General features: G+C 27.6%; 13 protein-coding genes. 6 read left to right on the top strand and 7 right to left on the bottom strand.

All coding sequences use genetic code 11. The features are described from left to right. Positions 1-4 precede the first annotated feature (4 nt). Complete coding sequence (locus CXF68_RS10135) at positions 5-1594, bottom strand: AraC family transcriptional regulator (RefSeq protein ID WP_198553792.1); 1590 nt, start codon at positions 1592-1594, stop codon at positions 5-7. Positions 1595-2058: 464 nt separating this feature from the next. Between CXF68_RS10135 and CXF68_RS10140 the strand changes: the two genes are divergently transcribed. The 6 genes from CXF68_RS10140 to CXF68_RS10165 are packed head-to-tail and all read left to right on the top strand — an operon-like array spanning position 2059 to position 8744. Beyond that, positions 2059-2577 carry a methyltransferase gene (locus CXF68_RS10140; protein WP_101044317.1) on the top strand — a complete coding sequence of 173 codons (519 nt, stop codon included), beginning with the start codon at positions 2059-2061 and terminating at the stop codon, positions 2575-2577. A 2-nt stretch (positions 2578-2579) separates the two neighbouring features. Beyond that, a complete protein-coding gene (wecB, locus tag CXF68_RS10145; protein ID WP_101044319.1) occupies positions 2580-3668 on the top strand; it encodes a non-hydrolyzing UDP-N-acetylglucosamine 2-epimerase in 1089 nt (362 codons plus the stop codon). Then, positions 3665-4879: a glycosyltransferase gene (locus tag CXF68_RS10150; protein WP_101044321.1), complete on the top strand. Its 1215-nt coding sequence runs from the start codon at positions 3665-3667 to the stop codon at positions 4877-4879. The genes wecB (CXF68_RS10145) and CXF68_RS10150 overlap by 4 nt, the downstream gene beginning before the upstream one ends. A gap of 1 nt (position 4880) precedes the next feature. Further along, positions 4881-6161: a glycosyltransferase family 4 protein gene (locus tag CXF68_RS10155; RefSeq protein ID WP_369800499.1), complete on the top strand. Its 1281-nt coding sequence runs from the start codon at positions 4881-4883 to the stop codon at positions 6159-6161. Then, positions 6158-7243, top strand: coding sequence for a non-hydrolyzing UDP-N-acetylglucosamine 2-epimerase (wecB, locus tag CXF68_RS10160; protein ID WP_101044325.1), 1086 nt, complete (start codon positions 6158-6160; stop codon positions 7241-7243). Before CXF68_RS10155 ends, wecB (CXF68_RS10160) begins: the two co-directional genes overlap by 4 nt. A 1-nt stretch (position 7244) precedes the next feature. Next, entirely contained in the window at positions 7245-8744 is a 1500-nt protein-coding gene (locus CXF68_RS10165) for a lipopolysaccharide biosynthesis protein (protein ID WP_101044327.1), read from the top strand. A gap of 47 nt (positions 8745-8791) precedes the next feature. On the opposite strand, the gene CXF68_RS10170 is transcribed toward CXF68_RS10165, so the two are convergent. The 6 genes from CXF68_RS10170 to CXF68_RS10195 all read right to left on the bottom strand — a co-directional run bounded on the left by CXF68_RS10170 (position 8792) and on the right by CXF68_RS10195 (position 13842). Further along, positions 8792-9379: a Crp/Fnr family transcriptional regulator gene (locus tag CXF68_RS10170; protein WP_101044329.1), complete on the bottom strand. Its 588-nt coding sequence runs from the start codon at positions 9377-9379 to the stop codon at positions 8792-8794. A 229-nt stretch (positions 9380-9608) separates the two neighbouring features. Further along, positions 9609-10181: a Crp/Fnr family transcriptional regulator gene (locus CXF68_RS10175; RefSeq protein ID WP_101044331.1), complete on the bottom strand. Its 573-nt coding sequence runs from the start codon at positions 10179-10181 to the stop codon at positions 9609-9611. Positions 10182-10325: 144 nt separating this feature from the next. After that, positions 10326-10940, bottom strand: a complete 615-nt coding sequence (locus CXF68_RS10180; protein ID WP_101044333.1) for a WbqC family protein — start codon at positions 10938-10940, stop codon at positions 10326-10328. Then, the gene (lepB, locus tag CXF68_RS10185; protein ID WP_101044335.1) at positions 10940-12523 is read right to left on the bottom strand and encodes a signal peptidase I; all 1584 of its coding nucleotides are present in this window, start codon (positions 12521-12523) and stop codon (positions 10940-10942) included. The genes CXF68_RS10180 and lepB overlap by 1 nt, the downstream gene beginning before the upstream one ends. A gap of 79 nt (positions 12524-12602) precedes the next feature. Then, positions 12603-13304 (bottom strand): 4-hydroxy-tetrahydrodipicolinate reductase, encoded by a 702-nt coding sequence (gene dapB / locus CXF68_RS10190; RefSeq protein ID WP_101044337.1) that lies wholly within the window; start codon positions 13302-13304, stop codon positions 12603-12605. A gap of 1 nt (position 13305) precedes the next feature. After that, on the bottom strand, positions 13306-13842 hold the full coding sequence (locus CXF68_RS10195; RefSeq protein WP_232771637.1) for a DUF5683 domain-containing protein: 537 nt from the start codon (positions 13840-13842) through the stop codon (positions 13306-13308). Positions 13843-13876: the final 34 nt, after the last annotated feature.

Here is a 13876-nt window from a genome sequence, read left to right on the forward strand (position 1 = left end):
TAAGTTAGTTATCTAGGCTTTTAAGAAATATTGAAGGAGTTACACCAATTTGTTTTTTAAAAGCCCTAGTAAAAGCTGAGGCATTCGTATAACCAATTTCTTCAGCTAAAGCTTGAATAGAGTATTTTCTATAGGTAGGATTGGTTTTTAATTGATCAATAATATATTCGATTTTACGTTTGGTGTAATATTGAGAAAAAGATTCTTTGTTGTGTTTATTAAAAACAAAAGAGATATAGGTAGTGTTTGTTTTTAAACTATCAGCAATAGTTGATATTGAAAAATCTGATTTTAAAAAAGACAAATCTTTGTTTATTTCTTTAACCTTATTAATAATTTTAGTTTCTAAAACTTGATCAATATTATATTCTTTTTTCTCTGCTTCATTAAGTTTTTTATCTTTAATTTTAGATAAGAGTTCTTCTTTTTGCTTTTTTTCCTTTTTTAAAAAAATAAAAAGAAGAACAAAGAGGATAATTAGCAGACTAATAAAATAAATTATTAGTTTTTTGTACTTGTTAGATTCTCTTTGTTTTATCTGGGTATTTAATTGCTGTGCTTTATTGTAATCATTTTTATATAAAGAATTGAATGTTTTTTCCTTATCAGCTCTAGCTAAATTATATTGGTTTAAAGTAAGTTGAGAATATTTATATGCACTATCTATTTTATTTAACTTATTGTATTGATTTGATAAAATAGTAGATACAGTAATTAGTTTACTTCTCCTGCATTTTTCATTTTGATCATTAATTAATTTTTTTGCATAAAAAATAGCTGAATCTGCTATTTTAAGGTTATGATAACATACTGATTTTTGAAAATATTCTCTATGCTTATATCTATACCCGTTGCTTACTTTTGAATAATTATTAATTTCAGTAAGCGCTTCTTGATAGTTTTTTTTTGCAATTAAAACTCTGGTTTTTCTTAGGCTATAAAAAATTTCAGAATCTTTATGTAGAGGTACAAATGATTTTGTTACAAGAAAAGATTTGTTAAAATAATAAGCAGCAGAATCAAGATATTTAGATTCATCCGTTTTAACATTTAATTTCATAAACGTATCTCCTAAGCAATTTAAAATGTTGGCTTTCCATTGCTTGTAGTAAGAATCATTTTTTATATTCTTTGTAATAGGTGTGTTAATTTTAGAATATGTGTTACGTAACACTTTTAGAGCATCTTCAGGTAAGTTAAGTTTATTTTTAATAGTTGCTTTGTTTAAAATTAAACCCAAATTATCTCTAATATTTTTTTTGTTTTTAAGAGGGTAATTTAATATTAAGTCTTCAAATTTTATAAGAATTTTATAAGCATCATCATACTTTTCTTGGTTTCCTTTAATCCAGAACAACCTGTTTAAAGCAGATTTTTTTAAATCAATAAAACAAATAGTTTTTTTATTTAAAGAGTCGATTGTAGTAATTACTTGTTTAACTAATTTTTCAGATTCATTGTATTTTTTTAACCTATACAGGCCGTAAAATCTTCCTGAAATTGCTTTTATTTTATAACATAAATCATTTGATCTACTAAGTTTTTTACTGTAAAAAAAAGAGCTGTCGATATTTGTATTTCTATAGAAAATCATTTTTTCTAAATAAAACGAATCTAAGTTGATTTTTTGAGAAAAAACTTCTAGGCTAATTAATGAAAATAATAAAAGTACGTAGATCCTCAGATTCATTAAAATTCGATTTTTTTGAGTACAAGACCCAAAGATACTATAAATATTAAGCTTTAGATACTCGAATTAGGATGTGTTTTATTCTATTCTTAAAATACTATTTAAAAAGTAAATTTTTTATAAAAAGGTGAATAAATAATGTTTTTAGTTTTCTGTTTTTTTTAGTTTGTAGGTTTTTAACATTAAGAAAATTGATAGACATACAAGCAAGGATATAATTTTAAATAAGCTCATAATAAGACTATAAATAACAAGAAAAATGAATCAAACCCCAATTATATAGAAATAATTACTAACCTATATAACTCTTTATTCTTTTTTTTGTTAGTAATACTGAAATAGTAATACATTTGCTTAAAAATGGATAAATGTATAATAAACTTCCAATAAAAAGATATAAGCATACTATTGAGTTTTTGCAAAAAAATATTCCAGCTCCGGCAGTAATTTTAGATTTAGGCGTTAGAAACCCTTTTACTGAAATTATGGAAAAACATGGTTATACTGTTTATAACACAAACGGTGAGGATTTAGATTTAATGCCTGAATTAGTGAAAAAATATAAGGTAGATGTGGTAACAGCTTTTGAAATTTTTGAACATTTATTAGCTCCTTTTAATGTGTTAAAAGCAATTGAAGCGACTGAAATTATAACTACAGTTCCATTAAGTTTATGGTTTAAAAGCGCCTATAGAAGTAAGACAGATATGTGGGATAGACATTATCATGAGTTTGAAGATTGGCAGTATGATTGGCTATTAGAAAAGTCTGGATGGGAAATTAAAGATACAGAAAAATGGACAAGTCCAATTAATCAAATAGGTTTTCGACCTATTTTAAGAAGATACACTCCTAGGTATTACGCAGTTTACGCAAAAAAGAAATAGAAATGAGAAAGAGAATTTTGATTGTTGTGGGTACAAGACCCAATTTTGTGAAAATTACGCAATTTAAAAAACAAGCAGCATTACAGAATATTGATTTAAAAATAGTACATACAGGTCAACATTATGATGAGAAAATGTCTGCTATCTTTTTAAAACAATTTAATATAGAAATAGATTATTTTTTAAATATAAATGGAAAAACACCTAATAGTTTAATCGGAGAGATTATGATTAAATTAGAAGAGGTAATTAATAATTTTAAACCTGATTTATTACTTTCTGTAGGAGATGTAAATTCAACTTTAGCGGCGTCAATTACGGCAAATAAACTAAATGTGAAATTAGGCCATATAGAAAGTGGACTTAGAAGTTTAGATAGAGAAATGCCAGAGGAAATTAATAGAATAATAACCGATGAAATTTCTGATATTTGTTTTGTTACAGAAGAGAGTGGTATTGAAAATTTAAAAAATATAGGAAAGTCAGATGATCAAATAGCATATGTTGGTAACACAATGATTGATACACTTGTTCATTTTGAAGAGCAAATTGAAGCATCAATAATATTAGAAGAAATTGACCATAAAAAATATATTCTAATAACCATGCACAGACCAAGAAATGTAGATGGTGAAGAAAGTCTTCATAAAATAATAAGTCTGTTAAAGAAAGTTACTGAAAACTATAATGTAGTATTCTCATTACATCCTAGAACAAAAAATAGTTTTATTAAAAATAAATTATTTGATTCTTTAGAAACTATTGAAGGTTTAAAAATTATACCGCCACAAAATTATTTTGCGTTTCAAAAATTAGTAAAATATGCTTTTTGTGTAGTTACAGATAGTGGAGGAATTCAAGAAGAAACTACTTTTCAAAAAATACCATGTATTACTTTAAGAGAAAATACAGAAAGGCCTAGTACAATAACAAAAGGAACAAATATTTTAATGTCTTTTGATAATGAAAAGATTGTAAATCATTTAAATAGTATAGAAAATAAATTGTTTAAAGAAGGTGAAGTTCCAAATTTATGGGATGGATATGCAACAGGTCGTATTTTAAAAAAATGTATTGATTTTTTATCATGAGTTATATAGCTATGGTTGTAGATGCTTCTTATCCTAATGATATAAGGGTAAGAAAAGAAGCTGAATCGTTAGTTAATAGCGGTAATAAAGTTGTGGTTATTTGTCCACATAAAAAAAATGATGATAAAATCGAAAATATTAATGGAGTAAATATTTTTAGAATAGGTACTAATTATTCGAATTCTAAAAAAGGGTTACATGATATTTTTGAAAGCATTTTTAATATAAATCTTCTTTTTTTCTTCGGAATAAAGAAGGCTATGAAGCAATATAGTATTGAATATCTTCATATTCATGATTTACCATTAGCGGGTACAGGTTATCTATTTAAATCTAAAGTTAAAAAATTAATTTTAGATATGCATGAGAATTATCCAGAGGCTTTAAAAACTTGGTTTTTATGGAAGAAAAATCCAATAATAAAACTAAAGAATTTTATTTTTATGAACCCTATTTTGTGGTCTTATAAAGAAAGAAAATATTGTAAAAAATACGATACTATTATTTGTGTAGTGGCAGAAATGAAACAAAAATTAATTACTAACTTTAATATTAATCCTACTAAGTTAGTAGTTATTTCTAATTTTGAGAAAAAAGAATTTGCTAGTAATTTTTTAAATTCAGTAGCACAAAATATAATTAATCCCAAAGATTTTTCAATAACATATGTAGGTGGATTTGGACCTCACAGAGGAATTGATACCGCTATTAAAGCAATGCCTCAAATTGTAGCTAAAATACCTAATGCCACTCTTTTCTTAATAGGTAAAGGAAGTTTTGCTGTCGAAACAAAATTAAAAGAAATTACTAGAGAATATAAAGTAGAGCGTAATGTAAAGTTTGTTGGTTACCGACCTTTTAACGAAGTTTCAACCATTATGCAAGAATCAAGCATTAATATAATTCCTCATAAATCAAACGAGCATACCGACAATACGATACCTCATAAATTATTTCAAATAATGATGAGTAAGAGTTTGTTGTTAGTAAGTTCTTGTAAACCATTAAAAAGAATTGTTGAAAAATACGATTGTGGAGTCGTTTTTAAAGCCGACGATATTAATGATTTTACTGATAAGGTTCTTATGATTCATCAAAAAGATAATTTACTAAATTATAAGAAGCATAACGCTTTTGATGCAGTAATGAATCAAGGAGAAAATTGGGAAGAGGAAAGCTTAAAATTACATAGTTTATATACATATATTTAATTTGAAAGTATTAATTATAACTTATTATTGGGTACCTGCAGGTGGTTCAGGAGTACAACGTTGGTTAAAATTTGTAAAATATTTACGTGATTTTAATATAGAACCAGTTGTGTATACGGTTGATGAAGCTAAGTACCCTATTATTGATGAATCGTTAAAAAGTGATGTACCAAAAAATATAGAAGTTTTAAAGAAAACTATTTGGGAACCTAATAATTTTTTATCAATATTTAAAAAGAAAGAAACTAAAACAAGTGCTGGTTTTTTGAATCCTAATCCTACCTTTTTTGGGAAAATATTACAATACGTTAGAGCAAATTATTTTATTCCAGATGCTAGAAAATTTTGGATAAAACCTTCTGTTAAATATTTAGAAAAATACTTGAAAGAAAATAAAATTGATGCAATTATAACTACAGGGCCACCGCATAGTTTACACTTAATAGGTTTAGCGTTAAAGAAAAAAACAAATGTAAAGTGGATTGCTGATTTTCGTGATCCGTGGACAGCTATCGACTATTTTCATCAGTTACCGTTAACCAAAAAAGCAATAAAAAAACATAATCAATTAGAGCAAGAAGTTTTGGAAAATGCTGATGCATCTTTGGTTGTTGGTGAAACAATGAAGGTGAATTATAAGCCATTTTCAAATAACATTCACGTAGTAACTAATGGGTATGATTCAGAAGAAAATGAGAAAATTGTACCTGTTTTAGATACAAAATTCTCCATAACACATATTGGTTTAATGAATTCGGACAGAAATCCGAAAATATTATGGAAGGCATTGGCTGAATTATCCGAAGAAAATAATGCTTTTAAAAACGATTTAGAGATAAAGTTAATAGGTAAATTATCGGAAGATGTAGTAGTTGATTTAGAAAAACATCAATTTAAAAATGTTAAAAAAATAAATTACGTACCACATAAAGAAGTACAACAATATCAGCGTAATTCACAAGTATTATTACTTGCTGTAAATAATGTGCCAAGTGCTAAAGGAATCATAACAGGTAAAATTTTTGAGTATTTACAAGCAAAACGACCTATCTTAGCCATTGGACCTGAAGATGGTGATTTAGCAGAAATTTTAAAAAATACAAATTCGGGAACTATTGTTGATTTTAACGATAAAGAAGCAATTAAAAGAACGGTTTTAAGTTTGTATAAAAGTTACAAAGAAAATACATTGCAAGTATCTTCAAGAAATATTGAACAATATCATCGTAAGGAGTTAACCAAACAATTATCAGTAATAGTAAAACAAGTAGTAAATTCTTGAAAAAAATAGTTACCATATTAGGAGCTCGACCTCAGTTTGTAAAAGGAGCAGTGCTAAGTAGAGTGATAAATAGTCACAAAGAAATTGAAGAGGTTATTGTACATACAGGACAGCATTTTGATGCTAATATGAGCGCAGTTTTTTTTGATGAAATGCAAATACCTAAGCCAAAATATAATTTAAATATAAATGGTTTAAATCATGGCGCTATGACGGGGCAGATGTTAGAAAAAATTGAAGAAATTTTACTAGCAGAAAAACCTGATGCAATTGTTGTTTATGGTGATACAAATTCTACTGTTGCAGGTGCTTTAGCTGCGAAGAAATTACATATTAAAGTAATACATATTGAGGCTGGTTTACGATCATTTAATATGCAAATGCCTGAAGAAATTAACCGTATTGTAACAGATAGAATTTCCGATTTATTAAGTTGTCCAACTCAAGTAGCCATTGCTAATTTAAAGCAAGAAGGTTTTGATAACTTAAATATTGAAATTGAGCAACATGGTGATATTATGAAAGATGCTGTAGAGTTTTATGGTGCTTTTTCTAAAGAAAAATCAACAGTTATTACTGATTTAAAATTGATGAAAAATGAGTTTGTGTTAGCAACCATTCATCGTCAAGAAAATACGGATGATAAACAAAAACTTGTCAATGTTTTTTTAGGATTAGAAGAAATCAATAAAACAAAAAAAGTGGTAATGCCGTTGCATCCTCGGACAAAAAAAATGCTTGATTTATATGGATTAAAACCGAAAATTATATTTATAAATCCTGTTGGTTATTTTGATATGTTAGAACTTTTAAAAAATTGCGCCTTGGTTGTTACCGATAGTGGCGGACTACAAAAAGAGGCCTTTTTTAATAAGAAGTATTGCATTATTGCCAGAGAAGAAACTGAATGGACAGAGCTTGTAACGAATGGTTATGCTAAAATAACCGCTACAAATCCGCAAGAAATAAGTAATGCATATGCTGAGTTTTTAAAAGCAACAAAAAACTTTAAAGAAGAATTATACGGTAATAATGTTGGCGAAAAAATATATCAATCAATCATTAAATTAATAAACGCGTAAATTGGGAATCGTATTAAAGCAATCACTTAAAAACACCATAATTATCTATTTAGGATTTTTAATTGGTGGAATAAACACTATCGTTTTATATTCAAGATTTTTAAAAGATGAATATTACGGTTTAGCAACTTACGTATTTTCTGCATCAAATTTATTAATGCCAATAATGGCGTTAGGAATTCAATTTACTATTGTTAAGTTTTTTACAGCCTATAAAACTAAAACAGAAAAAGACAGCTTTTTAAGTTCTGTACTTTTTTTGCCTTTATTCATAGCCTTTCCTATTGGTTTTTGTTGGGATTTTTTCCATAATTTAATTATGAGTTATATTTCAAAAAGTAATATTGAAGGTAATTTAATTATTGAAAATTACACCATTTATATCTATGTTATTGCAGTATGTTGTGCGTATTTTGAAGTTTTTTATTCGTGGGCAAAAGTACAAATGCAATCTGTTTTTGGTACTGTTTTAAAAGAACTTTATAATAGAGCAGCTATTATGATATTATTATTTGCTGTGCATTTTGAGCTTATCAGCAAACAAGAGTTTTTATATTATATGGCTTTTGCCTATGTAGTACGAACATTATTAATGTTAGTTTATGCTTTTAAATTATATACACCAAAGTTAAGTTTTACTTTACCTAATAATTTTAAAGAAGTATTACGTTACTCTTTTTACATTCTTTTGGCAGGAAGTGCAGGGGCACTTGTTTTAGATATCGATAAAATAATGATACCTGGTAAAGATGGTTTTGCAACAGCTGCATATTATGCAGTAGCTTTGTTTATAGGAAGTTTTATTGAGGCGCCAAGTAGGGCAATGGGGCAAATTTTACAACCATTAACTTCAAAAGCTATTAACGAAAATAATGATAAAGAAACCAATAGTTTGTATCATAAAAGCGCTATCAATTTATTATTAGTTGGTGGTTTGTTTTTTATATTGGTTAACTGTAATGTTGATGAGTTATTTAAAATAATGCCAAATAAAAATTATGCTGGAGGTGGTTTAGTTGTGCTATTAATTTCGGGAGGAAAATTATTTATGATGTCTTTAGGAAACAATGGTGCAATTATTCAAAACTCAAAATTTTATAGAATTACCATGCCAATTGGTGTTGGAATGGCGTTTATGGTTACCTATTTAAATATTTTTCTCTACAATGATATAGGTATGGGAACGGAAGGTTTAGCTTTAGCAACCTTATTATCTGTGGTAACTTTTAATGCTTTTAAACTTTGGTTTGTAGATAAGAAGTTAAAAATGTTTCCGTACACGATGAAAACATTACAAATGAGTTTGATTATTGTAGTATTGTTTTTAGCTTTTTATTTTTGGAATTTTTCAGTACCAGAATTTTCTATAAAAAACTTTAGAGTAGACCCACTTGTTAATATAATTTTAAAGAGTCTTATAATTATTCCCGTATACCTATTTGTAGTGTTTAAACTGACTATTTCAGATCAAATAAATAGTTTAATGAATAGATATTTATAAAATAAAAAGAAGTGTCTAATTAAAGCCTTTAAATTAGTTTTTAAGAATTATTTTAATTGAAATAGGCTAAGGTTCTTTTTAATTCGACTTAATTGTACAGGTGAAACATTAAGGTAAGAAGCTATGTAGCGTTGAGCAATTATATTATCTATATCTGGAATTATTTTTTTTAACATTAAATATCTCTCAGTAGCACTATAAGTAGAGATTTCTAAAATTAAGCTTTCAGTTTTTAAATAAGTACTCTCCATCGTTTTTACATATAACAAACTAAGTTTATGATGTTTTAAAACTAATTCTTTAAACTTTATAAAATCACCTTTATAAGCAGTGATTTTTGTTAAAGCTTGGTAGTTTACATTTGAAGGTGTTTTTTTTATTAAGGCAGCTATATTTCCAGTTAATTGACCAGGAAGAAAAAAAGTTCTAGTAATTTCTTTACCACACTCAGTTTGTAAATAAGATCTAACGATACCTGTTTTTATAATGAAAAATGAAGTAGAGTTTTCATTTGTTTTAGTTAGGAAATCAAAAGGCTCTAACTCTATATAGGTAATTATTTCTTTGAAAAGTGAAATTATGTTTTCAGGCAAATCAATATACTGAGAAAGAAAATTTTCAATATCACTATTCATAAAAAAATGGAATTAACAAGTTAGCCTTAAGTAAGGTAGCTAAATTTAAGGTTTTTTTTATAAAAAAGAAAATGAAAGACATATAAAATCAGACATACTCGTTTTAGACTTGTCTGATTTTTTTAAGAAAACCACGTAAAAGAGGTTAGTTTTAAAATATAAACTTGTTAATTACATTACAAATATATTTCATATTTATAGGTATTACATTAACATGTGTTTATAAAAATTAATTTCTGTAATTTTTTCTAACTCTACTTAATTGAACAGGCGTTATATTTAAATAGGAAGCAATATGGTATTGATTTATTAGATTATCAATTTTAGGAAACCTTTCTTTCAATTTTTCATATCGTTGTGTAGCATTTAACATTAAAAGTTCTAATATTTTCCTTTCTTCTCTAATGTGTATTGCTTCTAAAACTCTATGATGAAAAATCGATAAATCATGATGTGATAATGTTAAGTCATAAAAAGAAGCATAATTACACTCTAAAACATCACATTCTGTGAGGCATTCATAAATTAAATTAGAAGGTTCTTGTTTAATTAAAGCACCTAAGTTTCCTGAAGTAACTACAGGAGTGTATATGGTTTTGGTGTGCTCTTTTCCTTTTTCGTCTATAATATAAGCTCTTACAATTCCTTTTCTTAAAATATAAAAATTAGTTGGTATTTGACCTAAATGAACAAGTTCTTGGTTTTTAAGAAGTTTTTTTTGTTGTATTAGTTTATTAAGTTTTGTAAAAGAACTTTCTGAAACGCGATGAATATTAAAAACAAAATTTCTGAAGAAGTCCATAATAAAAGAAGTATTGTAGTTCTCTCAAATTTACATTTTTTACTCAAAAATAAAAAATAAATTAAAGTCTATTAAATTTAAGCTTTTAATTGAGTGAAACAAAATGAGGAAAGAATAAAGTTGTTCTTTGATGTGCAGTATCTTTTATTTAAAATAAATTTCTTCTAAAAAACTAATAGCATTGGGGCCTTCCATAAAAAGTAAATCTAAAATAGATAAGTTTGGTATAAAGCCGTGTTTATCATCAAACATTTGAATATAAGTGTCAATTTCAATCTCAACACCTTTTTTAGCAAGTGCTAAGTTTCTATAATCAGTAATATTAGGCGTTACATCATACGTTGTTGTTTTAGAAAAAGAAGTGTTTAATTGTAATGCGTCAGTGATAAATAGATGCGTATCTATATTTACATCTTGTAAGTACTTATATTTTTTACTAAATAATTTAGATATATCGTCTTCAAAAAACTCAAAAAAAGGAGATGTACGATATGCTGATAACAATGATTTAAAGTGTTGTTGTTGCCATTGAATATCATTTTCAACTAAAGTATCTTTTGTTTTTTTTCGACCTTCGTTGAGTAAATGTTTTACAGGTACATTTAAAGTTAATTTTCCGTTAGCTCCATAAATATAGCACCTATTTCTATAAGTTTGTTTTTGATAGTTATCTTCAAATTCAAAAACAACGGCATTAGTTTTATAAATCACTGCATATTGTGAAATAGGGGCAAAGTATGTTGGTATAAAAAGTGACATTATGCTTTCTTTTTACCTTTATAAAAACTATAAACAATATAGCCACCGATTATAAGTAACGCTAACCACAAGTATGAATTGGGTTTACCACTACCACCTACAGTGGTGAACATTCTGTCCCAGCGAATAGATTTCATTTTGGCCATAAAACTAGGTGCATTAGGATCCCAACTTAACCAAATAAGAACAGGTTTACCAACTACGTGATCAAAAGGTACATATCCCCAGTTTCTTGCATCTAATGAATTTTGGCGATTGTCTCCCATCATCCAGTAGTAATCTTGCTTAAAAGTGTAGTTTTTAGCTTTTTTACCGTTGATGAAAATATCATTTCCAAAAATTGTTAAATCGTTGTTTTCGTATCTTCTAATAATTTGCTCATAAAAAGGAATGGTATTCTCATTTAAAGCAACAGTAGTTCCTTTTTTGGGAATATAAATAGGGCCAAAATTATCATGAGACCAGGCGTATTTTGGGTGGTGCGGAAAAACAGTTTTATCATAATTCCCACTAGGATGTAAGCGCTTTTTAATACTTTTTACGATAGGGTTTTTAGCTAATATAGCTGCTTCTTTATCGGTAAGATTAAAGAAATAAACACCGTCATTAGACATTCTAGCTTCTCTGTTTTTATTGAATTCTCTTATTACAGTTTCTGATAGTTGTTTTCCATCAGTATCAACTATAAAATACCATTGTGGCTTTGCTCTATCCGGTAAAACTGTTTTTTCCCCATTAATAAATACATAGCCATCACGAACCTCTAAAGTATCTCCAGCAATACCTGTTGCTCTTTTTACATAATTGGTTCTTTTATCAATAGGTTTATAAGTTGCTTCTCTCGAACGATCACCCCACATTGTTTTTAAAGTATCAGCTGGCCAGCTAAAAACAACAATATCATTACGTTTAATGTTTTGAAAACCAGGTAAACGCATGTATGGTAAAGAGAGTTTATTTAAAAAACCATCTTTATTTTTGTTATCTGATAAGAATGATTTTGTACCTAAAAGAGGAACTGTATCATGTGCCATTGGCGCAGCCACAGTTGTACTAGGTATACGAGCACCATAATGAAATTTACTAACAAATAAATAATCACCAACTAACAATGTTTTTTCTAAAGAAGAAGTAGGTATGGTATAAGGCTGCATAAAATAGGTATGTACTATGGTTGCAGCAATAATAGCAAAAGCAATTGAACTTACCCATTCACCTAAAGGAGATCTTGGTTGTAAGCTTCTGTTTTCAATATACGGTGTATCTGTAACATAATTAATATAGTATATGTATAAACCTAATGTAAAGACTGTTAATAAGGTGTCTTTTCGTTGATTAAAGCCAAAACTTCTACAAGTTTCTATCCAAATAATAGGAAACATTAATAAGTTAACTATTGGAACAAACAACAAAATAACCCACCATTTCGAACGGTTTATTATTTGCATTAAAACAATGGCATTGTAAACAGGTATAGCAGCTTCCCAAGCTTTTCTTCCTGCTTTAATATATAATTTCCAAGTTCCTAAAAAGTGAATTACTTGTATTACTAAAAAGAATATAAACCATTCGGTAAATGTCATAATGCGTATATTTTGTTTTCCTATATTAAGGAATGAAATTCAATATTATTAGTGTCTTTTTTTTTAGATTGTTACGTAATTAACCTAAGTTTAACACATCTCTCATGGTGTAAACACCAGTTTTATTAACTAGCCATTCAGCAGCAATAACTGCACCTAAAGCAAATCCTTGTCTATTATGAGCTGTGTGCTTAATGTCAATAGTATCAACGACTGATTTGTATGTGGTGGTATGCGTACCAGGTACATCTGGAGTTCTAATAGCAGTAATAGGGATGTTTCTTTCAGAAGTTAAAGTCTCTAATTCCCAATTTTCTTTATTAGTATTTTCTATAACTCCTTCAGCTAATGTAATTGCTGTTCCGCTTGGGGCATCTAGTTTTTTTGTGTGATGAATTTCTTCTATAGAAATACTATACTGTTCTAAAGCATTCATCATTTTAGCTAATTGTTTATTTAGCTCAAAGAAAACATTTACTCCTAGGCTAAAGTTAGAAGCATAAATGAAAGCACCTTTTTTAAGATTACATAATTCAACTATAGAATCATATCTATCAAGCCAACCTGTTGTTCCAGAAATTACAGGAATTTGATTATTTATACAATTACTAATATTATTAAATGCTGAAGAAGGAATGCTAAAATCAATTGCTACATCAGCTTTAGAGATGTCATAACCTTCTTTATCAGAAGTTTTTATTATAATTTCATGGCCTCTTTGTAAAGCAATTTTTTCAATTTCTTTACCCATTCTACCATAACCAAGTAAGGCTATTTTCATTTTAAAAAGAATATTTAAGTGTTAAACCTACTTTAGGAGATTCTATAAAAAGCGGGTCTGGATATACCATTGGTTTTAAAGATAAATTATCAGTAGTGTCAAATTGTAATAGGTGTGCGTTAACACTAGCTTCAACAATTTGTAAGACATATAATAAAATACCTGTTAAAAGCGATAGATCTCTGTTTTTACGAAGTACTTTTTGTGCATTTTCTAAACCAGGTGTAGATATTAAGGTTTTTCCGTCTACATCAGTAAATTCATCTTTTAATCCTTGTTTTCTTAGTCTAAAAGCAGTTCTGTATCTATCGTATTCGTTGCTGTTGTTTATATAATAATAAGCACTAGTACCCATAGCAGCCCAAACAATTGGAGCTTTCCAGTATTTTTTATTGTAAATCTGCCCTCCGCCAGGAAAAATAGCAGAATAAAAAGCTGCTTTACTTGGCGATAAAGGGTTGTATTTATTGGTTACTATTTGTAATTGTTTTGTTTTTAGAGCTGTAGGATCTTTTTGAGCAAATAAAATTTGACTCAAAAAAAAACTAAATAAAAAAAGTATGATAGTACGA

Origin of the sequence: Tenacibaculum sp. Bg11-29 (assembly GCF_002836595.1) — a bacterium.
In the GTDB taxonomy this organism is placed as follows: Bacteria; Bacteroidota; Bacteroidia; order Flavobacteriales; family Flavobacteriaceae; genus Polaribacter.

Bases quoted from the DNA above. Each gene is read 5' to 3' on its own strand.
- wecB (WP_101044319.1), top strand. From the start codon at position 2,580: ATGAGAAAGAGAATTTTGATTGTTGTGGGTACAAGACCCAATTTTGTG.
- CXF68_RS10180 (WP_101044333.1), bottom strand. From the start codon at position 10,940: ATGTCACTTTTTATACCAACATACTTTGCCCCTATTTCACAATATGCA.
- CXF68_RS10170 (WP_101044329.1), bottom strand. From the start codon at position 9,379: ATGAATAGTGATATTGAAAATTTTCTTTCTCAGTATATTGATTTGCCT.
- dapB (WP_101044337.1), bottom strand. From the start codon at position 13,304: ATGAAAATAGCCTTACTTGGTTATGGTAGAATGGGTAAAGAAATTGAA.
- CXF68_RS10150 (WP_101044321.1), top strand. From the start codon at position 3,665: ATGAGTTATATAGCTATGGTTGTAGATGCTTCTTATCCTAATGATATA.
- CXF68_RS10135 (WP_198553792.1), bottom strand. From the start codon at position 1,594: ATGATTTTCTATAGAAATACAAATATCGACAGCTCTTTTTTTTACAGT.
- lepB (WP_101044335.1), bottom strand. From the start codon at position 12,523: ATGACATTTACCGAATGGTTTATATTCTTTTTAGTAATACAAGTAATT.
- CXF68_RS10140 (WP_101044317.1), top strand. From the start codon at position 2,059: ATGTATAATAAACTTCCAATAAAAAGATATAAGCATACTATTGAGTTT.
- CXF68_RS10175 (WP_101044331.1), bottom strand. From the start codon at position 10,181: ATGGACTTCTTCAGAAATTTTGTTTTTAATATTCATCGCGTTTCAGAA.